We start from the raw sequence: 22,290 nt of genomic DNA, 5'->3' as shown, positions 1-22,290 counted from the left end.
CTCGCTGCGACGTATTTCCAAAGCATGTGGGGAGGCGAAAGCCGGATGTCAGCGCCGCCGCCGGTCTTTTATCGAAAAAATCTGAATTTATCGCGCCAGGATGCGCGTTGCCGCGTCGATGCCCTGCAGCGTCAACGGGAACATCCGGTCGCCGGCGGCCTCCCGCACCATGCCAATCGACTGCACGAAATCCCAATCCCGCCGGGAAACCGGATTGAGCCATGCCGATTTCGGCCATTTCGACATCAGCCGGTGCAGCCACACAGAACCCGCCTCGACGTTCCAATGCTCGACCGAGCCACCGGGGACAGCGATCTCGTAGGGGCTCATCGAGGCATCGCCGACGAAGATCGCCTTGTAGTCGGAACCGTAGGTGTTGAGGACATCCACGGTCGGGACCGTTTCCTGGTGGCGGCGACGGTTGTCGCGCCAGAGCCGTTCATAGGGGCAGTTGTGGAAATAGAAGATCTCGAGGTGTCGGAGTTCGGCGCGCGCCGCCGAAAACAGCTCCTCGACGTCGCGGACGTGGTCGTCCATCGAGCCGCCGCTGTCGAGGAAGAGCAGCAGCTTCACGGCGTTTCGCCGCTCCGGCCGCGTCTTCACGTCGAGATAGCCGTGCTCGGCGGTCGCGCGGATCGTGCCGGACAGGTCGAACTCTTCGGCCGCCCCCTCGCGCACCCAGCGTCGCAGGCGCTTCAGGGCGATCTTGATCGTGCGCGTGCCGAGCTCGACGCCGTCGTCAAAGTTCTGGAACTCGCGCTTGTCCCAGACTTTTGCCGCACGGCGGTGGCGGCTTTCCGCCTGGCCGATGCGCACGCCCTCGGGATTGTAGCCGTACGCGCCGAAGGGTGAGGTCCCTCCGGTGCCGATCCACTTCGATCCGCCCTGGTGCCGACCCTTCTGCTCCTCCAGCCGTTGCTTCAGCGTCTCCATCAGTCTGTCGAAACCGCCGAGGCTTTCGACGAGCTGCTTTTCCTCGTCCGTCAGGTGCTTTTCGGCCAGCCGCCGCAGCCACTCCTCCGGCAGGTCGCGGGCGTTCACGCCGGTCTCGCCCGAGACTGCCTCGACGCCCTTGAACACCGCGGCAAAAACCCGGTCGAAGCGATCGATGAAGCGCTCGTCCTTCACCAGACTGGCACGCGCCAGGAAGTAGAAGGCCTCGACGTCGAAGGTGACGAGATCGGCGGCCATGGCGTCGAGAAAACCGAGATGCTCGCGCAGCGTGACGGGGACGCCCGCGGCTTTCAGCTGGAGGAAGAAGGAGAGGAACATGGGAGGGAGGATAGTCGATCTGCCCGGCTTGTCAGCCCTTTCGTTCGCAGAATACTCTTCTCCGACAAGCGTATGTGGGTGCTTGATCGAAATACGCCAATGGCGTACAAAAAGGGTGGAGCTGTGTTGCCGACCCTAACCCTACAGATCGCAATGACTCGACGTTTCGAGCTGGATTGCGCGCTGTATGGTCTCACTGAAGAAGCCCTTCTGCGAGCCCGTGAAATTTTAGTCGCAGATCCGGCAGTGGGCCATCCGTATGTCGACAATGTCGCGCTTTGGTCATGGCAGCACGCAGGGTATGACGTGATCTACGCGATCAGCGGCGACTTTTCGAAACTGGTGCTTTTGGAGCTGCGACCGCATGTCGAGGTACCGGGCAAGATGATCGAACGGATCCTATCTACGATTGACCGCGTCAACGCGATCAAACGCCTGTTTGGTATTTGAGGATGAAGGCGATGAAGTCGAAGAAGACCCCCGAAGAGGAAGCCGAGCATCTGGCGGAATCGCTGGAGCAGGCACTGAAATGGTTCGAGGGGGATGATACCCACGTCACCGTGCATCGCTATACGATCGCGGTGCCCGACGTCGCCAAGATTCGCCGCAAGCTGAAACTCACGCAGCCCGACTTCGCGGCCAAGATTGGCGTCCCGGTCGCGACCGTGCGCAATTGGGAGCAGGGGCGGCGCTATCCAACCGGTCCGGCGCGCGTTCTTCTTGGCGTGCTGGCGCAGCAGCCCCACCTCGTGATGTCAGCCATCGATGCCAGCCGCCTTGCTGAGGTGCCGGATCTGGTGAACTGAAGATCCGCTGTGACCCTCAGCCCGGCACGACGATCTCGCCCTTGAGATACAGCACGGCATGGCCGGCGACGATGACGGCGTCTTCCTCCAGCCGGCAGGTGAGGTCGCCGCCGCGCGCGGAGATCTGGCGGGCGACGAAGTCCGACTTGCCGAGGCGGCCGCACCAGTAGGGCGCAAGGCTGCAATGGGCCGAGCCCGTGACGGGATCCTCGTCGATGCCCGCCCTCGGCGCGAACATGCGCGAGACGAAGTCGACGTGATCGCCCGGTGCCGTGGCAATGACGTTGCGAGCGGGTAGCCCCGTCATGGCGGCAAAGTCCGGCGTCAGCGTGGCCACTTCGGCCTCGGTCGCGAATATGGCGAGGAGCGTCACGTCGTCGGTGGCCGGGATGACGTGGACTTCCTGCGGCCTGGCACCGAGTACTGCCGCCACGGCGTCGATGTCGCCCGTCCCATCGGCGTTGCGGCGCGGCAAGCGCATGGCGAAGCCGCCGTCCTTCTCCCGCGTCACCACGAGATCGCCGGCCTCGCGGGTGACGAAGGTCATCGTCTCGCCGGCCTGACCGAGAATGTCGGCCAGCAAAAAGGCGCTCGCCAGCGTCGCATGACCGCAGAGCGGCACCTCGATCGTCGGCGTGAACCAGCGCAGTTCCCAGCGGTCGGCGCCGGCCGGGACGATGTAGGCCGTCTCCGACAGGTTGTTCTCCAGAGCAATCTTCTGCATGAGCGCGTCGGGAAGGAAGGCGTCGAGCGGCACGACGGCGGCCGGGTTGCCGGCGAAGACGGCGGTTGTGAAGGCGTCGATCTGGTAGATCGGGAGCGTCGTCATGTCAGAGCTTTCGCTGGTATTTGATGAACGGCGTTTCCGCCGCGATGCGGTCGTAGAGCGTGCGGGCCGTCGTGTTGAACGCCTGCGTCATCCAGTAGACGCTGGGACAGCCCGCCTCGTCTGCCGCGGCATAGACCGCCTCGATCAGCTTTCGCCCGACGCCGGTGCCGCGCACCGCCGGATCGGCATAGAGATCCTGGAGATAGCAGACATTCTCGACCCGCCAGCAATGGCGGTGGAAGAGGAAATGCACGAGGCCGATGGGTTTGCCGTCTGCCTCCGCGATCAGGCCGCGATATTCGTTGTCCGCGCCGGAGAGGAGGCGGGCGAAGGTCGTGGCATAGACTTCTTCCGAGACGCTCGTCTCGTAGAAGGCGAGATAGCCGGTCCACAGCCGGCGCCATTCGGCTTTGTCCGAGGCGGCGAGGGGGCGGATGGTGACGGCCATCAACCTCGCCCCCGTGCCAGAAACGCCAGCCGCTCGAACAGGTGCACGTCCTGCTCGTTCTTCAACAGCGCGCCGTGGAGTTTCGGCAGCACCTTGGACGAGCTCTCGCGCAGGTCCTTGGCCTCGACGTCCTCGACCAGGAGCAGGCGGATCCAGTCGAGCGCCTCGGAGGTCGAGGGCTTCTTCTTCACGCCGGGCTGTTCGCGGATCTCGTAGAACTGCGTCAGCGCGGCGCGCAGGAGGTCCTGCTTGATGCCGGGATGGTGCACCTCGACAATGGCTGCCAGCGTCTCGGGCTCGGGGAAGCGGATATAGTGGAAGAAGCAGCGGCGCAGGAAGGCGTCCGGCAGCTCCTTCTCGTTGTTGGAGGTGATGATGACGATCGGGCGGTGGCGCGCGCGGACGGTCTCGTCGGTCTCGTAGACGTAGAACTCCATCTTATCGAGCTCCTGCAGGAGATCGTTCGGGAATTCGATGTCGGCCTTGTCGATCTCGTCGATGAGGAGAACGACCTTCTCGTCCGCCGCGAACGCCTCCCACAGCTTGCCGCGGCGGATGTAGTTGGCGATGTCGTTGACGCGGGGATCGCCGAGCTGGCTGTCGCGCAGGCGCGAGACGGCGTCGTATTCGTAGAGGCCTTGCGCGGCGCGCGTCGTCGACTTGACGTTCCACTGGATGAGCCTCAGGCCAAGGGCGGCGGAAACCTGGAAGGCGAGCTCGGTCTTTCCGGTGCCGGGCTCGCCCTTCACCAGCAACGGCCGCTCCAGTGCGATGGCGGCGTTGACGGCGACCATCAGGTCCTTGCCAGCGACATAATCCTCAGTCCCGGCAAACCGCATGCTGACGCCCCTTCGTATGATGCCGGCAGGATAGAGGCTGCGCCGGGGAGGGCAAGGGCGGCAGCCGAGGTTTGGTTCGAGCGTCCGATGCCGAACTTAGGGACCAGGGGCAGCGCCAACTGGCACCGCAAATTTCGTCGACTTTGCCGAGGCGTCATGTTCACTAAGCCTGACGCCTGCTGGGAGTTTGCGGCATGATGCCTCGTTTGACCGTATGGCTGCTGGCACCGGCCCTCTGCTGCGCGCCGGCGCAGGCCGGAACCCGGATCGCCGGCGATTGGCCGGCGTCAGTGGGCGTGATCCTCGTCTCGTCGAACCCCCGCTTCGACGAGAGTTGCACCACCTATATCGGCCAGGGCAATTCGGCCGAGGTGCCCGCCGCGCGAGCGGAAGCCTATTGCGCGTGCATGGCGGACGAATTCGAAGAGCGGAGCCTGAAGCGCGACGCGCTGGACTTCCTCGCCCGGACCTACAGCGAAGATCTCACCACCTTCATCCACGAGTATCCCCGGGGCGATGCGTGGATGCAGGAATCCTTCAAGGCCGAGGCTGTCTGCCAGAGCGGTGACAAGGCCGAGGCAGCGCCTGCCGCCGACGACGACGACAGTTTCCCGCGCGATGCCGGTTCCTGGGGCGGCGTGGTGCGCAGCGGTCCCGGCCGGGAGTACAAGCGCCTGACGTCCCTGCCCGAGGGAGCCCGCGTCACGCTCCTTCAAGACGCCGGGGCGAGAGAGAACGGCTTTCCCTGGATGAAGATCACCTATGACGGCAGCAAGACCGGCTACCAATGGGGCGGCATCCTCTGCTCCATCGATACGCCGATCCCCGAAGTGTTCGAGACTTGCACGAAGTAGCCGGCGGCGGCTTGGCCTTCCTGCAGGGGATGGATGATGCGCGGTCGTCGGTGGCTGTCGGCAGTCGCCGGGACGCGCCTGCCGCGGTGTCTCCTGATCGCGGCATCACCATGCCGGCGGAGGTTTTGCCCTCCCGTTTCGGCTTGGCTTCGGGGGCCGGGGCCCGGTCAGGATTAACCAATTGATAACTTTTGTGCCTCGAGGCACTCGCTCAGTGCATCGATCTGGAAGAAACCGCGTACTTTAGGCGGGGCCATGCAGGATGGCTCAAAGGGACTTTCGTCCTGCCTGCTACGAGGCGCGCCGTCGTGATCAATTCGCTGCAATATCTTCGGGGCGTGGCTGCGATGCTGGTGGTCGCTTTCCATGCCGCCGAATACATGTCGCGGGTCAGCAACAGCCCGGTCGGCTTCCCCTTCACGGCCGGCGTCGCCGGCGTCGACGTCTTCTTCGTCATTTCCGGTTTCGTCATCACCTGGTCGAGTGCCCGGGGGACGATCTCGCCGCTCGGCTTCATCTGGAAACGGATTCTCCGGATCGTTCCGCTATATTGGATTCTGACACTGTTCGTCGCAGCCGTTGCGCTGTTGCGCCCCGATCTTCTCAGCAGCACCGTCTACGACGGCGGACATCTCCTAGCGTCGCTACTGTTCTGGCCCATCGACCATCCCGTCATCGAGGGGACGCTGCCGGTCCTTATCCCCGGCTGGACGCTGAACTACGAAATGGCGTTCTACCTCGTCTTCGCTCTGTCGCTGTTTCTGCCCAAAAAGGTCCAGATTCCCGCCGTTCTGGCCGTGCTCGTCATCGCCGTCGCGCTGCGCGAGTTCATTCCCTATCGTATCGTCACCGCCTTCTACACAATGCCGCTGATCCTCGAATTCGGCGCCGGCGTCGTCATCGCCAGGCTGTACGCCGCGGGCCTGAACGTGCCTCGGCCCATCGCGGCGCTTGCCTTCGTCGTCGGCTGGACAGCCTTGCTGGCAATGGCCGGGACGGGCATCTGGCGCAGCGTCGCCTCCGGCATTCCGGCCGCGATGATCGTGGGCGGTGCGGTCTTCTTCGAGCGCGGCCGGCCTTTGCCGGCGTTTCGCCTGCCCATGCTACTGGGTGATGCGTCCTATTCGATCTACCTCTGTCACGTCCTGGTCCTGCCGGTACTGGCAAAACTCTGGAACACCCTAGGGCTGCCGGCGACCACGGCGTACGAGACCCTTTTCATGGTTCTCGCCGTCGGTTCGTCGCTGGCCGTCGGCATCGTGGTTCACAGGCTGATCGAGCGGCCGCTCCTGCAGTTCTTTCGTAGGGGCTCTGACCGAAAGCCTCGCGCCACTGAGCCAGTGATCTCGCCTTCCCCTGAATCGGGATCGGGATCGGGATCGGAGCCGGGAACGCCCCTGACCGTGGCCGCAAGCACGCGGTAAAATTGCTCACGGAATCGTTATCTCCTGACGGTGGCATCGATTCCCGCAATGTGACGTTTCAGTTAGAGGGACATAGCGAGAGGAGGCAGCAATGCAGTTTTTCAAGTCTTTGCGATGCCGCGTTTTGGCATTGGCTGTGGCGATAACCATCGTGCCCGCCGCCATTCCGTCGACTGTACCGTTCGTCGGCGTGACCAAAGCCGAGGCGCGCGACCACGGGCCGCGGTTCTATCGCGGTGGCGGGCATCGCGGCGGCTTCTACGGCGGCGGGCGACATGTGCGCGGGCCCTATTATGGCGGGCGATCGCACGCGCGCCACTACGGACGTCATCATGGCAGCCGGTACTACGGCAACAGGCACTATGGTAGCCGCTACTATGGCCGTCGCTACCGCGATAGCGGCATCGGGATCGGCGCGGCCATCATCGGTCTCGGTGTCGGCGCTGCCATCGCCAATTCCGGCCCGCGCTATTATCGCGAGCCTTCCTACGGCTACGCTTTCCGCAGCCCGGCATGGTATCGCTACTGCGAGGCGCGCTACCGGTCGTTCGATCCACGCAGCGGGACATACCAGCCTTACAACGGCCCGCGTCGCCTCTGCCGCTGATCGCGACGGTGCTGGAATTCAAGGGGATGGGGCCGGTGCTCCATCCCCTTTTTCATGCGGAATTCATCAGGATCTGAATTCCCCGCTCAGCCTGCGGGAGGCAGTGCGAGGGGCGATGTCGCCTTCGCGAGCCAGGAAGACGCCTCCGGATCGAGGAGGGGCGAGAGAATGTCGAACGTCCAGGCGTGGTAGGCGTTCAACCAGTCGATCTCCTCCCGTCCGAGCAGGGTCGGCACGATCAGGCGCCGGTCGATCGGCGCGAAGGTCAGCGTCTCGAAGGACATCATCTTGAGGTCGCCGCCCGCAATCTCCGTGGCCGGTTCGACCAGAACCAGGTTCTCGATGCGGATGCCGAATTCTCCCTCGCGATAGTATCCGGGCTCGTTCGAGAGGATCATCCCCGGCTCCAGCACGGCCATGCCGCGACGCGAGATCGACTGGGGGCCTTCATGCACCGCGAGGTAGGAGCCGACGCCGTGGCCCGTGCCGTGGGCATAGTCGGCACCGGCCTTCCACAAAGCGATGCGGGCGAGCGGGTCGAGGTCGACGCCACGTGTCCCCTTGGGAAAACGCGCTACCGAGATCGCGATCATCCCCTTCAGCACCAGCGTGAATTTATGGCGCATATCCTCGGTCGGGGTGCCGATCGGGACGGTCCGGGTGATGTCCGTCGTGCCGTCCTGGTACTGCGCGCCGGAATCGAGGAGGAACAGTTCTCCCTCGCCGAGCAGCCGGTCGCTGTCACGGTTGACGCGGTAGTGCACGATCGCGCCATTCGGACCCGAGCCCGCGATCGTGTCGAAGGAGATGTCGCGCAGGTCCATTCCGTCGGCCCGGCCGACATCGGCGCGAATGGCGGCCAGCTTCTCGGCGGCGGCGATCTCCGTGACCGTGCCGGGCGTCCGGCCGTCCAGCCATTTGAGGAAAGCGACGATCGCCGCCCCGTCGCGCCGATGGGCAGCCCGGCTGCCGGCGATTTCGGCTTCATTCTTGATGGCGCGGGGCAGGCGGGCGGGATCGGGGCGCTGCTTGACCGTGCCGCCGGCCTCCTCGACCAGGGTGGCGATCCGCGCGGCGGCAAGCGTCGGATCGAGCATCACCACGCTTCCGCCGAGGGACGACACGCTCGCCTCGAAATCTCCGGGGTCGCGCAGATCTGCCAGCCCGCCGAGATAGCTGGCAGTCGCCGGCGACAGCTTGTCCGGGTCGATGAAAAGCTGCGGCCGCGCAGCGCGATGGAGGATGGCGAAGGAGAGGGGGAGGGGCGTGTGCGCAACGTCGGCCCCGCGAATATTGAACGTCCAGGCGACGGAAGACGGATCGGTCAGGACGACCGCATCGGCGACCTGCTCGGCAAGAGTGCTTGCGATGGCCGCAAGCTTCGCCTCGGCCGTCTGCCCTGCAAGACTGTCGGGATGCCGCGACACGGTGCCTTTCGGCGGCATCGGCCGGTCGTTCCAGATCCGGTCGATCGGATTGGCGGCAAGCGCGATTAGCGAGCCGCCCTTGGCCTCGAGCGTCTCCCTCAGCGCCTTTGCGTCGCCGAGCGTATGCAGCCACGGGTCGATGCCGATCTTGAGAGGGCCGGCCAACTTTGCGAGGAAGGCCGCCAGAGGCGTTTCGACCGAGGAGACCGGTTCGAAAACGCAGAGATCGACCTGGTCACGAACCTGCAGCGTGTAGCGGCCATCGACAAAGACATAGGCCTTGTCGGCCAGCACCAGCGCCTGGCCCGCCGAGCCGGCAAAGCCGGTCAACCAGGCCAGTCGCGCGGCCGAGTCCGGGATGTACTCTCCCTGGTGTTCGTCGGCCCGCGGCACGACGAAGCCGTCGAGGCCTTGGTCTGCAAGGATTCTCCGCAGCCGCTCGACGCGCCCTGCACTTTGGCTGAAATCCACGACGTCATCGAAATTCTGGAACATAGCGTCTCCGGTTCGTCATCGTCCGCAAAGAGTTCGGCGCTTCGACAGGTGGGGGACCATAAACGGGGCCCTTCCGGTCAGCCAGTCCGAGCGATCTGCCGACGAGCGGCAAAGCAGAGGGCGAAAGATCTGGAAATGAAGGAAATATGACCGGAGCTGGATTATTGCATTGCAGCATACGCGGGGGACCTATGCGGATGCGGGGATACCGGCGGATCCGCGCAGCGACCATATTGCGATCAGGAGGTTCGATTCGCAGCCGATCCAGGAGTTTAAGACCATGACGTCCGTCGCCATCAGCCAGGCCAGCCTGCCACGCCAGCATGTCAAGGGCATCTTGCGCAGCGCCTTCGACCGGTTGATCGAAGCCCGCCATCTCCAGGCAAGACGCTACATTTCGAATGTCTCCTCGCAGGGCATCGGCCGCCTCGATCTTGCCGACATCAATCGCCGGTCCCTGTTCGAAGCTGCAGCGCCAGAGCGCAACTGAGCGACCTGTCGCTCCGCCCGGGCGAGCGCATTCAGCTCTTCTCCATCGCGGTCCCGCCGGCCGGGCGAAGGTCGGCACTGTGCGCCAAGCCTCTATGCCGTGGCGTCAGCTCTACCGCGTGAGGTGCAGGGTCACCCAGTCGCCTCGCCTCAGCGTCTGGCGATGGAACAGCCCTTGGGTGCGGTAGGCTGCCAGCACCGCCTGCCTCTGTCTCTCCAGGATGCCCGACAGGACGATGTCACCGCCGTCGGCGAGTTGTCCCTCGACCGCGGGCGCGAGGTCCATCAGCGGCCGCGCCAGGATATTGGCGACGATGAGCTCGTAGGGTCCCGCGCGCCGGATGGCGGGCGACTGCATGCCGAGCGCGACGGCCGTCTTCACAAGGCCCGACACGCCGTTCTTCTCGATGTTCTCCTGCGCCACCTCGACGGCGACCGGATCGACGTCCGTCGCCAGTACCGGAATGCGCGCGAGCTTGGCGATGCCGATGGCGAGCACGGCGCTGCCGGTGCCGAGGTCGAGCGCGTTCTGTGGCCGCCGGCGCCGCACGAGAACGTCGATCATCGACAGGCAGCCGGCCGTCGTGCCGTGATGGCCCGTGCCGAAAGCCTGGCCGGCCTCGATCTCGATCGACAGCTCGTTGGCGCGGATGATGGCGCGGTCATGCGCCCCGTGCACGATGAAGCGTCCGGCCCGCACCGGCTTCAGTTCCGCCAGAACCTGCTTCATCCAGTCGGTGTCGGGGATCGTCTCGACCTCGATTTCGGGATGCGTCATTCCCGCCAGAGCTGCCGTCACCGCGTCGAGCCGCGTGGCGCCACCCGCATCGTTGTCGAAATAGACCGAAACCTCGTGGATGTCGGCTGCCTCGTCGATCTCGGCAACGCCGACGGGGGCGTCCTCGTCCTCGAAGGCCTGATCCCAGGCGGCGAAGATGCGGCTCGCCTCGGCCTTGGCCGTGCGCAGGTGATAGCGGGTCTGGGTCAAGGGACTTCCGGTGTCAGAGGGCGGCGAGGCGGTCGAGCTTCTCTTTGGCGGTCTTCGGGTCCTCGCCATAGGCGATGGTGCCGGAAAAGCGGCCCTTGGAGTCGAGGAGAAAGGTCGTCGCGGTGTGGTCCATCAGATAGTCCGGTCCCTCGCCGACCCGCTTGGCATAGACGCCCCAGCCCTTCAGCATGGCCGCGATGCCCGCGGGATCGCCGGTGATGGCGATGACGGCGGGGGAGACGGCTTCGACGTAGTCCTTCAGGAGCGGGGCCGTGTCGCGCTCGGGATCGACGGTCACGAAGACGACGTTGAGCGGCTTGCCCTCGGCGGCCAGCTGGCTCTGAAAGCCGCCGAGCTCGGCCATGGTCGTCGGGCAGACGTCGGGGCAATGGGTATAGCCGAAGAAGACCGCCGACGGCTTGCCGAGAAAGGCCGCCTCGGTGATCTCGGCGCCGTTCTGGTCCGTCAGCTTGAACGGCGTGCCGTACGCCGCCTGCTCGCCGTCCGGGCCGAGACCCCGGCCGAGATAAAGCGAAACAGCCGCGCCCGCGCACAGCGCGATCACCGCCCAGAGGCCGATTCGAAATATCGTCATGCCACGCATGCTATCGTTCTCCTGCCCGTTCGCAGCTGGAAGGGGCGTCTCTGGCGAGGGGTGCGACAGGCGATACAACAGCCGTCGGCGCGACGCAAAGCCTGATGCCCGCCCGGCCGGCGCCTGCGGCGATCGGTGTCAGAAGCAGTTGCGCCAGCCGGCCTCGAGCATCGACACGAAGATCGCCTCGCCCTGTGCCGACCAGCCGGCGACGGCCAGCGCCATCACCGCACCGAGGGCGAGCAGGGCGCCAACGACGGGAAGGGCGGAAGGAAGATGTATGTTGCGGCGCGCCATAAGCAGATCATAGTCGCCGACGGCAACTTGCACCAGCCGCGCCGACTCAAGCCGGGCGACGCTCGCCCAGAAGGAAGTAGCCGAGCGCGAAAGCGGGAAAGCCGAGGCCGAGGACGCAGACGCCCTTCCAGCCAAAGGCGTGCAGGACCGGACTGGTGAGTGCCGAGCCGATCGCCCCGCCGGTGAAGAAGGTCGCCATGTAGACGGCGTTCAGCCGGCTGCGAATGTTTTCGTCGAGCGCAAAGATCTCGCGCTGGCCGATGACGAGATTGGCCTGGACGCCGAGATCGACGAGGATGCCGGCGGCGACGAGCGCGGCCAGAGACGTCTCGCCGAACAGCGCGAGGCCGAAGCCGACGATCGCCGCCAGCATCGCCCCGATCGTGCCGACGCGGCTGTGACCGCGGTCGGCCAGCTGCCCGGCGACGGGCGCCGCGAAGACGCCGAGAACGCCCGACAGGGCGAACAACGCCACGCCGCCCGGGCTGAAGCCGTAGGGTTCGGCGAGGAGAATCAGCGGCGCCCCGGTCCAGAACAGCGAGAAGCTGGCGAACATCGCGGCATGATACAGGGCCCGGCGCCGCAGCAGCGGCTGGTCGACGAACAGCCGGCCGAGCGAGGCGATCAGCGCACTGTAGGATTTCGTCGCCGTCGGCCTTCGCTCGGGCAATAGGAAGAAGGCCGCGACGAGCAGCATCGATATCACCGCCGCGGAGGCGCCGAAGACGCCGCGCCAGCCGATGTATTCGGCAAGAAAGCTCGACAGCGGCCGGGCCAGGAGGATGCCGCCGAGAAGCCCGCTCGTGACATTGCCGACGACGGAGCCGCGGCGCTCGGGCGGCGCCATGGAGGCGGCCAGCGGCACCAGCATCTGCGCCGCCGTGGAGGTGATGCCGACGATGAGCGTCAGCGCGAAAAGCGCGAACAGGCCGGGCGCGAGGGCAAGGCCGAGAAGGCTCGCGACGTTGGCCGTCATGGTGGCGAGGATCACCCTGCGGCTGACGAAGACGTCGCCGAGCGGCACCAGCGCGATCAGCCCGGCGCAGTAGCCGATCTGCGAGGCCGTGACGATCCAGCTCTCGGCCGAAGGACCCAGCCCGACGCTGTCGCCGATCAGCCCGACCAGCGGCTGCGCATAATAGAGATTGGCCGCCAGCGCCCCGCAGGTGAAGGCGAAGAGCACGGTCAGCCCGGCCCCGAGGCCCGCGCCGTCGACGGCGTGGCGAAGCCGCGGGGCGGCGGCGGCGGTGTCAGGCATGGCTGGCTCGCATGATCGGAGAGGGGCACCGGTACGGGGCAGTGGAAGCTTCGTCAGCCCGACTTAGCGCGATGTGCCGCCGCGGTCAGTCACTATTGCTGCGACGCAGCGTTCAGGATTGCGCCGGCGCGGAAGAGACGGGCCCGTGCGCGTCCTATGGTGTGGAGGGCTGCAGAAATCTTCTCTTGGGATCTTCATGGCGGGAGCGGCAGGATATGGAACGGAAAATTTTGTATTGATTCTGAAATATATAATAGACTGTCATGCATTTGCAGAAGAATTATCCGGGATCTAATCCCCGCCGTGGTGCTCCCAACTAAAATCGGTTCCTCGAGGGAGGAGCCGCGATGCACAGAAATTTTTTCCCAGTCTATCCGCGGCAAGACACTCTGTCTGATATCCTGGATCGCCGGGCTCATCTGAGAAGTCTCCGGGTTGTTGCTGCGGCCCTTCATCTTCGGAATCTCACCCTGCGAGCGGGTTTTAACCCGAACCAGCCGCGCACGCCGAGGGCCAATGGTAAAGAGAGTGGCCGTTGGACAGACCGACGTGTCGCGATAAACGTCGATATCCCTCCTCGTTCTCCGAATGGCAGGAAAGGTCCCCGGCTCAGGCCGCCGCAATCCCATCCGAAGCGGGGGATCGGCGACAATGGTGGGCCTCCTATGGAGAATCCGCCAGCGCTCTCAACAGAGCGACCTCCTACAACGCCACAGCGAAATCAGGTGGCCAAAGCGATTGCCCGCTGGGTCGTGAAGGCCGCTGCGCGTCGTGCCTCGGGGCCGCTCGGGCTCTTGTTGGATGCCGTGGAGGTCATTGGCTGGCTCGATGAAATCTACCCGGATATTCAGAGCTATTCTGACGCGCTGAAATCTTTGGACGAACTGCAGCGCCTGGTGCGGGATCCGCAGCCCGGTTACGAAATCCACCACATCGTCGAGAAAACATCTGCCGCCAAGGATGGCTTTCCCAAATCGATGATCGAGTCACCGGAGAATCTGGTGCGGATACCGAAATTCAAGCATCATGAGATTACCGCGTGGTACAATAGCCTTAATGAAAATTTCGGATTTATAACGCCGCGCCAGTATTTTTGGGGTGCTAGCTGGCAGGAACGTTACGAGGTCGGCCTCCAGAGGCTACGCGATAGGAGGGTGCTAAAGTGATCGCTCGAATTTCCGATGATTGGGCGGATGACGATTTGGTTGAGAGGTTCGTTGAAATTGCGATTAGTCAAGACCAAGCCGAAATCGAAAGTAACACTATGCGCTTCAATCGTAATTACCCACCCCCTTGTCACGGGCCGAATTCCCTGAATCCATGGACGGATGGATCGCGGTGATTTGCAGCGTCTGACGAAGGAAGAGTTGATCGATCTGGTGCTGAAGATTCAGCGTCCGGAGAAGACGTCACGCACATCCTCGAAGCCTCCGTCTAGTGACCGCAAGGAGCGCCGTGAGCAGGCAAGACCTGGCGGCGCCAAGCCCGGTCACGAAGGCCACAGCCGAGCGATGGGTGAGGATTTCGATCGGCTCGTCGATCACCGTCCCGAGCAATGCTCCTGCTGCCAGGCAGCCCTGGCCGATAGCCTTCCCGCGGAGATCGGCGGCACGTACGAGACGGTCGATCTGCCGGAGATCAAGCCGTTCGTGACGCGTCATCGCCGGCTTTCGGTTTGTTGTCCTTCCTGCGGCACGCTTGTCTCAGCGGGATTGCCCGATGCGGCAAGGGGGACGCCGTTCGGGCCGCGGCTGCATGCGGTGGCGACCTATCTTAAGACCTTCCAGGCCCTGTCCTATGAACGGCTTCAGAAAGCTCTGGCCGATCTCTTCGGCTTGCAGATCAGCCAGGGCGGGCTGATGAACATGCTGCGCCGGGCGCAGGGCACCTTCGTCGCCGACCGCGATCTCGCCATTGCCGCCCTGCGCCGCTCCAAGGTGGTGGCCTCGGACGAGACCGGCGTTCGCATCGAAGGCAGCAACGCCTTCCAATGGGTGTTTCGCTGCGATGACGCAGTCGTCCATCGTGCCGCTCCGACCCGTGGTGCCATCGTGGTCAGGACCCTGATGGACGGGCACCGGCCAAAGGTCTGGTGTTCCGATCGCTACTCTGCCCAGCAGGGACATGCCGACGCCCATCAGACCTGTCTGGCTCATCTGGCCCGCGACGTCGCCTACGCCGAACAGGCGGGCGAGGATCTGCTGCCGTCGCGGCTGCGGATCTGGCTGTCCAAGGCTTTCGCTTTGGCCAGCGGCATCACGACCTTCGCCGCATCGACCATCGTCGCCAAGCGCCGTGCACTGGAGCGAAGTCTTTCCGAGATCCTCGCCGCACCGACCTCCTGCCCTTTCGCTCGAGTGGTCCAGCACAAGTTCAGGCGAGCGCGCGACCAGCTCCTGACCTTCACTCTCTGGACCGGGATGGTCGAGGCCACCAACAACGGCTGCGAGCGCGCCCTGCGACCGGCCGTGATCCAGCGCAAGGTCACCAACGGCTATCGATCCATGTGGGCCGCCGAAGGCGAAGCTGACATCCGAACCGTCGTCGATACCGCCCGGCTGCGCCAAGGGGGCAACGTCTTCAACACAATTCTCGAGACGGTAGGCGCCTGACATTCTACGGAATGCGGGGGTGGGTAATTACCTTCAATCAGCTGTTTAAACAAAAAATTGCCGTCGTCGATCTGCTGCGCAACAGGCCGGGCGACCATCGAGCTTTGCTGACCAGTCTCTACGAGCATCAGAATCTCAGGGTTCGGCTCAATGCCGCGATGGCGACCTTGGCCGTGGCTCCACTTCAAGCGCGACGTGTCTTGGAGCAACTGCGAGACTGGGGGTACCCACCTTACGATGCCGACGCTCGAGAAACCCTGAGAGCCCTTGAGACAGGATTGTTCGTGCCGAGTTGAGCTTTCAATCTCGCAGCTCCGGCTGAAACGCGGCCCTCCCGCACCACGACCTCACGCCGCCTGCAAAAACCCCTCCAGCACGCGCTTCTGCCCGGCCTTGTCGAAATCCACTGTCAGCTTGTTGCCCTCGACGGCGACGACGGAGCCCGGGCCGAACTTGAGGTGGAAGACGCGGTCGCCGACGGCGAAGCGGCTTTCCTCCGTCATCACCGATTTGGCGACGAGCTCGCCCTGGATCTCGCGCGGGCCGCCTGATTTGGCCGAGGAATAGAGGCCGGCGCCGCGGCGCGGGGCCTGGTTGTGGCTGCGGTCCATGCGGCCGCCGAAGCCGTCGCGCGGATTGTCGCGGGCAGGGTTGTCGCGGGCCGGGGTGTCGTAGGCGTCCTCGTCGGGGGGGATTTGCGAATACTCGTCCATGCCGGCCTTGCGGGCGCTTTCGGCGGCATAGCGGTCGGCCTTGGCGGAGACGTCGGAGCGCGCGCGCGGATTGGGGCCGCTGACGCCGCCCTCGCCATAGCGCATGCCGTGATCTTTTGGCCCGGAGCGCGAGCCCCAGGCGGTGTCGCGGCCCCCGCCGCCTGCTTCCCCGGCACGCGCGGCCTGGGCGCGTTTCCAGCCGGGCGTCTGGTAGCTCGTCGTGGAAAACGCGTCGGCATCCCAGCGCGATGCGCCATAGCCGCGGGTTCCGCCATAGCCGCCATAGGAGGTCGACGGCTCCTTCACCTCGACATGCGCCTCCGGCAGTTCGTCGAGAAAGCGCGAGGGGATGGTCGACTGCCAGAGCCCGTGGATTCGCCGGTTGGAGACGAACCAGATCTTCACCCGCTTCTTGCCGCGGGTGATGCCGACATAGGCGAGCCGGCGCTCCTCCTCGAGGCCGGAGCGGCCGCCCTCGTCGAGCGAGCGCTGGTGCGGGAAGAGGCCTTCCTCCCAGCCGGGCAGGAACACCGTCTCGAATTCCAGGCCCTTGGCCGAATGCAGCGTCATGATCGACACGGCATCCATGGCCGCGTTCTGCTCGACATCCATGACCAGCGACACATGCTCGAGAAAGCCGGGCAGGTTGTCGTAGAGATCCATGGAGCGGATCAGCTCCTTCAGATTGTCGAGCCGTCCCGGCGCCTCGGCCGAGCGGTCGTTCTGCCACATCTCGGTATAGCCGGACTCCTCCAGGATCATCTCGCCGAGATCGGTGTGCTTCATCGTGGCGACGAGCCCGGCCCAGCGCTGGAAATTGGCGACGACGGTGCGCAGCGCCGTCCGCGGCTTCGGCTTCAGCTCCTCGGTGGCACTGATCGCTTCCGCCGCCGCCATCAGCGGGATGCCCTTGGCGCGGGCATAGTCGTGCAGCATCCGAAGCGCCGCGTCGCCGAGGCCGCGCTTCGGCGTGTTGACGATGCGCTCGAAGGCGAGGTCGTCGGCCGGCTGCACGACGCAGCGGAAATAGGCGAGCGCGTCGCGGATCTCCTGCCGCTCGTAGAAGCGCGGGCCGCCGATGACGCGGTAGTTCAGACCCATGGTGACGAAGCGGTCTTCGAACTCGCGCATCTGGAACGAGGCGCGCACCAGGATCGCCATGTCGTTGAGGAGATGGCCCTTGCGCTGCAGCTGCTCGATCTCCTCGCCGACGCCGCGCGCCTCCTCCTCCGAATCCCAACCGGCATTGACCTCGACCTTGTCGTGGCTGGGGTCGACATGGTCGGTGAACAGCGTCTTACCGAGCCGGTCCTCGTTATGCGCGATGAGCTGCGACGCCGCGCCGAGGATGTGCGCGGTCGAGCGGTAGTTGCGCTCCAGCCGGATCACGGTGGCGCCGGGAAAATCCTTGTCGAAGCGCAGGATGTTGTCGACCTCGGCGCCGCGCCAGCCATAGATCGACTGGTCGTCGTCGCCGACGCAGCAGATGTTGACGGTATCGGCGGCGGGTTCGCGGGAGGACGGGGCGGGGCGGGGCGATGGGGTCTCGGGGATGGCAACTGGCCCGTCTGAAGTAGGGTCGCCCCAAGGCGGCGGGATGTTCTCGCCGTCGTCGACAAGGTCGTCGAAGGCCGACGCATCGATCTCCCCCCTCGAGGGGGAGATGGCCGGCAGGCCAGAGGGGGGCGAACTGCCGCCGTCCTCGCCGGAATAAATCGAGGCCCGCTCACCCCCCTCTGCCTTGCCAGGCATCTTCCCCTCAAGGGGGGAGATCGGATGTGCCGGATGCGGCTGTGCTTGTTGGGCCCGTGCCTTCGGCCGCTGCGCCAGAAGCCGCAGCCAGAGATATTGCGCGACATTGGTGTCCTGGTACTCGTCGACGAGGATGTAGCGGAAGCGGCGGTGGTATTCGGCCAGCACGTCCGGATGGGCGCGGAAAATGGCGATCGGATGCATCAGCAGATCGCCGAAATCGGTGGCGTTGAGGCTGACCAGCCGGTCCTGATAGGCTTGGTAGAGCATCCGTCCCTTGCCGTCGGCAAACGCTCGCGCATCGCCCTCCGGGATGTCCTTCGGCGTCAGGCCCTTGTTCTTCCAGCCGTCGACAAGGCCGGCGAAGGCGCGCGCCGGCCAGCGCTTGTCGTCGAGATTGGCGGCCTGGATCAGCTGCTTGATCAGGCGGATCTGGTCGTCGGTGTCGAGAATGGTGAAGTTGGATTTGAGGCCGACGAGCTCGGCATGCCGGCGCAGGATCTTCACGCCGATGGAGTGGAAGGTGCCGAGCCAGGGCATGCCCTCGACCTGTTCGCCGACGAGGAGGGCGATGCGCGTCTTCATCTCGCGCGCCGCGCGGTTGGTGAAGGTGACGGCAAGGATCTGGCTCGGATAGGCTTTGCCGGTCGACAGGATATGCGCGATTCGCGTCGTCAGCACCCGCGTCTTGCCGGTGCCGGCGCCGGCGAGCACGAGCACCGGACCCTCCGTCGCCTCGACGGCGGCGCGCTGCTCGGCGTTGAGGCCCTCGAGATAGTCTGGCGCGCGCTGGCCGCGGGCTGCGAGGGCTCGGGCGGCAATGCCGCCGCCGCGTGGCACTGCCTCTTTCGACTCGCGCCGGCTCGGATCATTGGAATCGCTCATGGCTTCCTATCTAATCGATATCCGCGGGAACACTAGGGGAACGCGGCGACCCACAGCATGGCTCGTCCTGGTCGAGCCGAGCATGCCCAGCGGCACAAGCCACCGCCGCGCACCGAAGCAATAATATGTTCGCCGGACCACCGTGCCGCGGCGGCATCGTCGTTCGGCGTCAGGAAGGTCAATCATGAAGGAGGACAGGATGAGCCAGACGGAGATCACCCAAGCGATGATCGACGCCTACGACGAATATACGCATCTGACGCTCGACCGCCGCGGCTTCATGCAGAAGCTGAGCGGGCTCGCCGGCTCGGCGGCTGCGGCTGCGGCGGTGGCACCGTTGCTGGCGGCCTCCGGCGCGAAGGCGGCGGTCGTCGCCCCGGACGATCCCGATATCACGGCAGTCTGGGCGACCTACAACGCCGACGGCACGGAGATGAAGTCCTATCTGGTGAAGCCCGCCAAAGGGGATGGTCCCTTTCCCGGTGTCATCGTGATCCACGAGAACCGGGGCCTCAACGGCCACATCCAGGACGTCACGCGGCGGCTCGCCAAGGAAGGCTTCGTGGCGCTGGCACCGGACTTTCTCTCGACCGAAGGCGGAACGCCGCCCGACGAGGACAAGGCGCGCGAACTGATCGGCGGCCTGGATCCGGCAAAGACCGTCGCGCTCGCCGTCGGCAGCGAGGTCTGGCTGCGGCAGGCTGACGGCGTGAACGGAAAGGTCGGCGCCATCGGCTTTTGCTGGGGCGGCGCGCTCGTCAGCGAGCTCGCCATCGCCGGTCCCGATCTCAAGGCCGGCGTCGCCTATTACGGCCGGCAACCCAAGGAGGCAGACGTCGGCAAGATCAAGGCGGCGATGATGCTGCACTATGCCGGTCTCGACACCCGCATCAATGCCGGCATCGACGCCTACAAGACGGCGTTGGAGAAGGAAGGCGTCGAGCACCAGATCCATGTCTATGACGGCGTCAACCACGCCTTCAACAACGACACCTCGGCCGCGCGCTACGACAAGGCGGCCGCCGATCTCGCATGGCAGCGGACCGTCGACTTCCTGAGGACCAAGCTCGCGTGACGGGCCGGACCTCGCGGCAGGTCTTTCTCCAGCCTGACGCGGCGGCCGGAATTCCAAACAATGCCCTGCCGCTCCTTGTCGCGGCAGGAGTCCTGGATCCGGCGACGCCCGCGGCGTCGGTGCACTTCCTGCTGCGGGAAAACGGGTGGCAGGGAACGTGGACCTACACGGTCTACGACTTCTGGCACTTCCACGTCACGGGGTTCGAGGTGCTCGTGTGCATCGCCGGCAAGGCCAGCATCGGCTTTGGCGGCGACCGCGGCACGGCGGTGACCATGGAGCCGGGCGACGCCGTCATCATTCCGGCCGGCGTGGCGCATCGACGCCTGTCCGGTTCGCCGGATTTCCAAGTCGTCGGCGCCTATCCCCCCGGTCAGAATGGAACGATCGTGCGGGCCGGGGCCATGACGGTGGAAGCCGCGTCCCGTGCGATCGACGCCCTGGCGGTACCCGATATCGACCCGCTCAGCGGCGAAAGACCAGGACGCCTGTCGGCCTGGTGGCCGGCGCGGTAATCCGTAAGGCAAGGCGATCCTGCAGCCCCAGCGCTCCCCTGCTCGGCAGCATCCGGAACGTCTGTCAGGTGGATTTTCGGGCAATCCCGATCGACCTGCCCAGTTGGTCCGGGCGCGGCAGCGCGGCGTCGCTCTGCGCCGCGGCCGAGATGTTGGCCAGGATGTCCGCCGGCCAGGGCGCGACTTTGGGGCCGCTCATGTCGATCGACAGCACGAGACCCTCCAGTGTCGCCGCGAGCCAGCCGTCGCAATGGCGCATTTCCTGGAAGACATGCAGCCGCTTTTCGTCGAAGTCGATGATCCGGCCGGTGATGGTAACGATGTCTCCGGCGAATACTTCCCGGATGTAGCAGACGTGATTTTCGGCAACGTAGGTCGTCATGCCGCGACTCTTGGCATAGGCCGCACCGAGACCGAGCGCGGCGAATTCCTCGTCGACGCCCTGGTCGAAGAGGACGTGATAGTAGGCGAGGTTCATGTGGCCGTTGAAGTCGATCCATTCCGCCTTGACCTGAAGCGGCGAAGATCGGTGCGGCGGGTTCTGGGTCATGGCGGGCCTCAGCTGTTGGTACTGGCGGAACCCGGCCGGTCTATGGCATTGCGGTCGAACGGAAAAGCCATCGGGGAGACGAGCCATGACGCTGGCGGACATCAGGCGGGAGATTTCCGCGCCGCGGCCGGGGACGGCGACGGCGGTCGCGCTTCTGAAGCAGCGTTTCGGCGAGCGGCTGGTGACGGGGGAGGACGTACGGCGCGCCCACGGTCACACCCGCACCTACATCCCGAACCAGATGCCCGATGCCGTCTTCTTCGCCGAGACCGAGGAGGAGGTCCGCGACGTCGTCCTCGTCTGCCACGAGCACGGCTGCCCGATCATCGCCTTCGGCGTCGGCTCCTCGCTGGAAGGCCATGTCAACGCACCCTCCGGCGGACTGTCGCTCGACCTCTCCCGCATGGACAGGATCCTGCAGCTGAACGCGGAGGATTTCGATGTCACGGTCGAGCCGGGAATCACCCGCGAGGCGCTGAACGCGCAGTTGCGCGATACCGGCCTTTTCTTCCCGATCGATCCCGGCGCCAATGCCAGCCTCGGCGGCATGGCGGCGACGCGGGCGAGCGGCACCAGCGCCGTTCGCTACGGCACCATGCGCGACAATGTCATCGGCGTCACCGCCGTCATGGCCGACGGGCGGATCATCCGCACCGCGCGCCGGGCCAAGAAGACCTCCGCCGGTTACGACCTGACGCGTCTCCTCGTCGGCTCGGAAGGCACGCTCGGCATCATCACCCGGCTGAATCTGAAACTCTACGGCATTCCCGACACCATCCTCTCCGGCGTCTGCCCGTTTCCGGACGTGCGCCAAGCCTGCGACGCGGTGATCCAGACGGTGCAATCGGGCATTCCGGTGGCGCGGATCGAGCTCCTCGACGCCGAGGCGATCGAGGCCTCGATCGCCTATTCCAAGATCGACCTGCCGCGCTCGCCCTGCCTCTTCGTCGAACTTCACGGCTCGGCCGCCTCCGTCGCCGAGCAGGCCGAGTTCTTCGCCGCGATCGCCGAGGAGAATGGCGGCGGCCCCTTCGCCGGCTCGACCCGGACGGAGGAGCGGGCGAAACTCTGGAAGGCGCGGCACGACTTCTACTGGGCGAGCCTGACGCTGCGTCCGGGCGCCCAGGCGATCGCGACGGATGTCTGCGTGCCCGTGTCGTCGCTGTCCGACTGCATCGCCGAGACGCAGGCCGACATCGCCGAGAACGGGCTGATCGGCCCGATCGTCGGCCATGTCGGCGATGGCAATTTCCACGTGACGCTGCTGCTCGACCAGGACAACGAGGAGGAGGTCGAGCGGGCCGAGGCCTTCATCGCGCGGCTGTCGCTGCGGGCCTTGCGCTTCGACGGCACCTGCACGGGCGAGCACGGCGTCGGCCAGGGCAAGCGCGGCTATCTCGAAGACGAACTCGGCGAGGCGCTCGGTGTCATGCGCCAGATCAAGCAGGTGCTCGACCCGAAGAACATCCTCAATCCCGGCAAAATCTTCATGCCGGCCTGATAGGGCGGTCCCGGGATGCGCCGCCGGCATCGACAAAACCGCCATGTTCTGGCCTATCC

General features: G+C 65.3%; 22 protein-coding genes. 11 read left to right on the top strand and 11 right to left on the bottom strand.

All coding sequences use genetic code 11. The annotated features are described in order from the left end of the window. Positions 1-87: 87 nt before the first annotated feature. Positions 88-1,272 carry a VWA domain-containing protein gene (locus Sa4125_RS15545; protein WP_223999249.1) on the bottom strand — a complete coding sequence of 395 codons (1,185 nt, stop codon included), beginning with the start codon at positions 1,270-1,272 and terminating at the stop codon, positions 88-90. Between the two features lie 99 nt (positions 1,273-1,371). On the opposite strand from Sa4125_RS15545, the gene Sa4125_RS15540 reads away from it, so the two are divergent. After that, the gene (locus Sa4125_RS15540) at positions 1,372-1,722 is read left to right on the top strand and encodes a hypothetical protein (RefSeq protein ID WP_223999247.1); all 351 of its coding nucleotides are present in this window, start codon (positions 1,372-1,374) and stop codon (positions 1,720-1,722) included. An 11-nt stretch (positions 1,723-1,733) separates the two neighbouring features. Beyond that, positions 1,734-2,078 (top strand): helix-turn-helix domain-containing protein, encoded by a 345-nt coding sequence (locus Sa4125_RS15535; protein WP_223999239.1) that lies wholly within the window; start codon positions 1,734-1,736, stop codon positions 2,076-2,078. Positions 2,079-2,094: 16 nt separating this feature from the next. Here Sa4125_RS15535 and Sa4125_RS15530 read toward each other — a convergent pair whose 3' ends face one another. Genes Sa4125_RS15530 through Sa4125_RS15520 form a run of 3 tightly spaced genes read right to left on the bottom strand, consistent with a single transcriptional unit; the run spans position 2,095 to position 4,194 of the window. Further along, entirely contained in the window at positions 2,095-2,907 is an 813-nt protein-coding gene (locus Sa4125_RS15530; RefSeq protein ID WP_223999230.1) for a PhzF family phenazine biosynthesis protein, read from the bottom strand. A gap of 1 nt (position 2,908) precedes the next feature. Next, positions 2,909-3,355, bottom strand: a complete 447-nt coding sequence (locus tag Sa4125_RS15525; RefSeq protein ID WP_223999228.1) for a GNAT family N-acetyltransferase — start codon at positions 3,353-3,355, stop codon at positions 2,909-2,911. After that, the gene (locus tag Sa4125_RS15520; RefSeq protein ID WP_223999227.1) at positions 3,355-4,194 is read right to left on the bottom strand and encodes a MoxR family ATPase; all 840 of its coding nucleotides are present in this window, start codon (positions 4,192-4,194) and stop codon (positions 3,355-3,357) included. Before Sa4125_RS15520 ends, Sa4125_RS15525 begins: the two co-directional genes overlap by 1 nt. Before the next feature lie 194 nt (positions 4,195-4,388). Between Sa4125_RS15520 and Sa4125_RS15515 the strand changes: the two genes are divergently transcribed. The 3 genes from Sa4125_RS15515 to Sa4125_RS15505 all read left to right on the top strand — a co-directional run bounded on the left by Sa4125_RS15515 (position 4,389) and on the right by Sa4125_RS15505 (position 7,079). After that, positions 4,389-5,048 carry an SH3 domain-containing protein gene (locus Sa4125_RS15515; RefSeq protein WP_223999226.1) on the top strand — a complete coding sequence of 220 codons (660 nt, stop codon included), beginning with the start codon at positions 4,389-4,391 and terminating at the stop codon, positions 5,046-5,048. A 308-nt stretch (positions 5,049-5,356) separates the two neighbouring features. Beyond that, positions 5,357-6,472, top strand: coding sequence for an acyltransferase (locus tag Sa4125_RS15510; protein WP_223999225.1), 1,116 nt, complete (start codon positions 5,357-5,359; stop codon positions 6,470-6,472). A 91-nt stretch (positions 6,473-6,563) separates the two neighbouring features. Further along, positions 6,564-7,079, top strand: coding sequence for a BA14K family protein (locus Sa4125_RS15505; RefSeq protein ID WP_223999220.1), 516 nt, complete (start codon positions 6,564-6,566; stop codon positions 7,077-7,079). 86 nt (positions 7,080-7,165) lie between these two features. Here the strand turns inward: Sa4125_RS15505 and Sa4125_RS15500 are convergent, their stop codons facing one another. After that, positions 7,166-9,001 (bottom strand): aminopeptidase P family protein, encoded by a 1,836-nt coding sequence (locus Sa4125_RS15500; RefSeq protein ID WP_223999218.1) that lies wholly within the window; start codon positions 8,999-9,001, stop codon positions 7,166-7,168. 280 nt (positions 9,002-9,281) lie between these two features. Here Sa4125_RS15500 and Sa4125_RS15495 point away from each other — a divergent pair, with 280 nt between their 5' ends. Further along, positions 9,282-9,491: a hypothetical protein gene (locus Sa4125_RS15495; RefSeq protein ID WP_223999216.1), complete on the top strand. Its 210-nt coding sequence runs from the start codon at positions 9,282-9,284 to the stop codon at positions 9,489-9,491. Positions 9,492-9,602: 111 nt separating this feature from the next. Here Sa4125_RS15495 and Sa4125_RS15490 read toward each other — a convergent pair whose 3' ends face one another. From Sa4125_RS15490 to Sa4125_RS15475, 4 genes are all read right to left on the bottom strand, one after another. Next, complete coding sequence (locus tag Sa4125_RS15490; RefSeq protein ID WP_223999215.1) at positions 9,603-10,478, bottom strand: 50S ribosomal protein L11 methyltransferase; 876 nt, start codon at positions 10,476-10,478, stop codon at positions 9,603-9,605. Between the two features lie 13 nt (positions 10,479-10,491). Next, entirely contained in the window at positions 10,492-11,073 is a 582-nt protein-coding gene (locus Sa4125_RS15485; RefSeq protein WP_223999214.1) for an SCO family protein, read from the bottom strand. Positions 11,074-11,211: 138 nt separating this feature from the next. Beyond that, positions 11,212-11,403, bottom strand: coding sequence for a hypothetical protein (locus Sa4125_RS15480; RefSeq protein ID WP_223999213.1), 192 nt, complete (start codon positions 11,401-11,403; stop codon positions 11,212-11,214). 13 nt (positions 11,404-11,416) lie between these two features. Beyond that, positions 11,417-12,628: an MFS transporter gene (locus Sa4125_RS15475; RefSeq protein WP_223999212.1), complete on the bottom strand. Its 1,212-nt coding sequence runs from the start codon at positions 12,626-12,628 to the stop codon at positions 11,417-11,419. A 725-nt stretch (positions 12,629-13,353) separates the two neighbouring features. Between Sa4125_RS15475 and Sa4125_RS15470 the strand changes: the two genes are divergently transcribed. Together Sa4125_RS15470 and Sa4125_RS15465 are read left to right on the top strand one after the other, a co-directional pair. After that, positions 13,354-13,794, top strand: coding sequence for a hypothetical protein (locus Sa4125_RS15470; RefSeq protein ID WP_223999211.1), 441 nt, complete (start codon positions 13,354-13,356; stop codon positions 13,792-13,794). Between the two features lie 162 nt (positions 13,795-13,956). Beyond that, positions 13,957-15,240 (top strand): IS66 family transposase, encoded by a 1,284-nt coding sequence (locus Sa4125_RS15465; RefSeq protein ID WP_223998294.1) that lies wholly within the window; start codon positions 13,957-13,959, stop codon positions 15,238-15,240. A 347-nt stretch (positions 15,241-15,587) separates the two neighbouring features. Here Sa4125_RS15465 and Sa4125_RS15455 read toward each other — a convergent pair whose 3' ends face one another. Continuing rightward, positions 15,588-18,590, bottom strand: coding sequence for a UvrD-helicase domain-containing protein (locus tag Sa4125_RS15455; RefSeq protein ID WP_223999206.1), 3,003 nt, complete (start codon positions 18,588-18,590; stop codon positions 15,588-15,590). Positions 18,591-18,789: 199 nt separating this feature from the next. Here Sa4125_RS15455 and Sa4125_RS15450 point away from each other — a divergent pair, with 199 nt between their 5' ends. Next, positions 18,790-19,665 (top strand): dienelactone hydrolase family protein, encoded by an 876-nt coding sequence (locus Sa4125_RS15450; protein ID WP_224007841.1) that lies wholly within the window; start codon positions 18,790-18,792, stop codon positions 19,663-19,665. Beyond that, a complete protein-coding gene (locus Sa4125_RS15445; protein ID WP_223999204.1) occupies positions 19,662-20,180 on the top strand; it encodes a hypothetical protein in 519 nt (172 codons plus the stop codon). The genes Sa4125_RS15450 and Sa4125_RS15445 overlap by 4 nt, the downstream gene beginning before the upstream one ends. Before the next feature lie 64 nt (positions 20,181-20,244). Here the strand turns inward: Sa4125_RS15445 and Sa4125_RS15440 are convergent, their stop codons facing one another. Then, positions 20,245-20,730: a thioesterase family protein gene (locus Sa4125_RS15440; RefSeq protein WP_223999202.1), complete on the bottom strand. Its 486-nt coding sequence runs from the start codon at positions 20,728-20,730 to the stop codon at positions 20,245-20,247. A gap of 85 nt (positions 20,731-20,815) precedes the next feature. Between Sa4125_RS15440 and Sa4125_RS15435 the strand changes: the two genes are divergently transcribed. Continuing rightward, positions 20,816-22,231: an FAD-linked oxidase C-terminal domain-containing protein gene (locus tag Sa4125_RS15435; RefSeq protein ID WP_223999200.1), complete on the top strand. Its 1,416-nt coding sequence runs from the start codon at positions 20,816-20,818 to the stop codon at positions 22,229-22,231. The last annotated feature ends 59 nt before the right edge of the window (positions 22,232-22,290 follow it).

Origin of the sequence: Aureimonas sp. SA4125 (genome assembly GCF_019973775.1) — a bacterium.
Lineage (GTDB): Bacteria > Pseudomonadota > Alphaproteobacteria > Rhizobiales > Rhizobiaceae > Plantimonas.
Note: the sequence above shows the minus strand (reverse complement) of the source record. Positions and strands in the feature narration are given on the sequence as shown.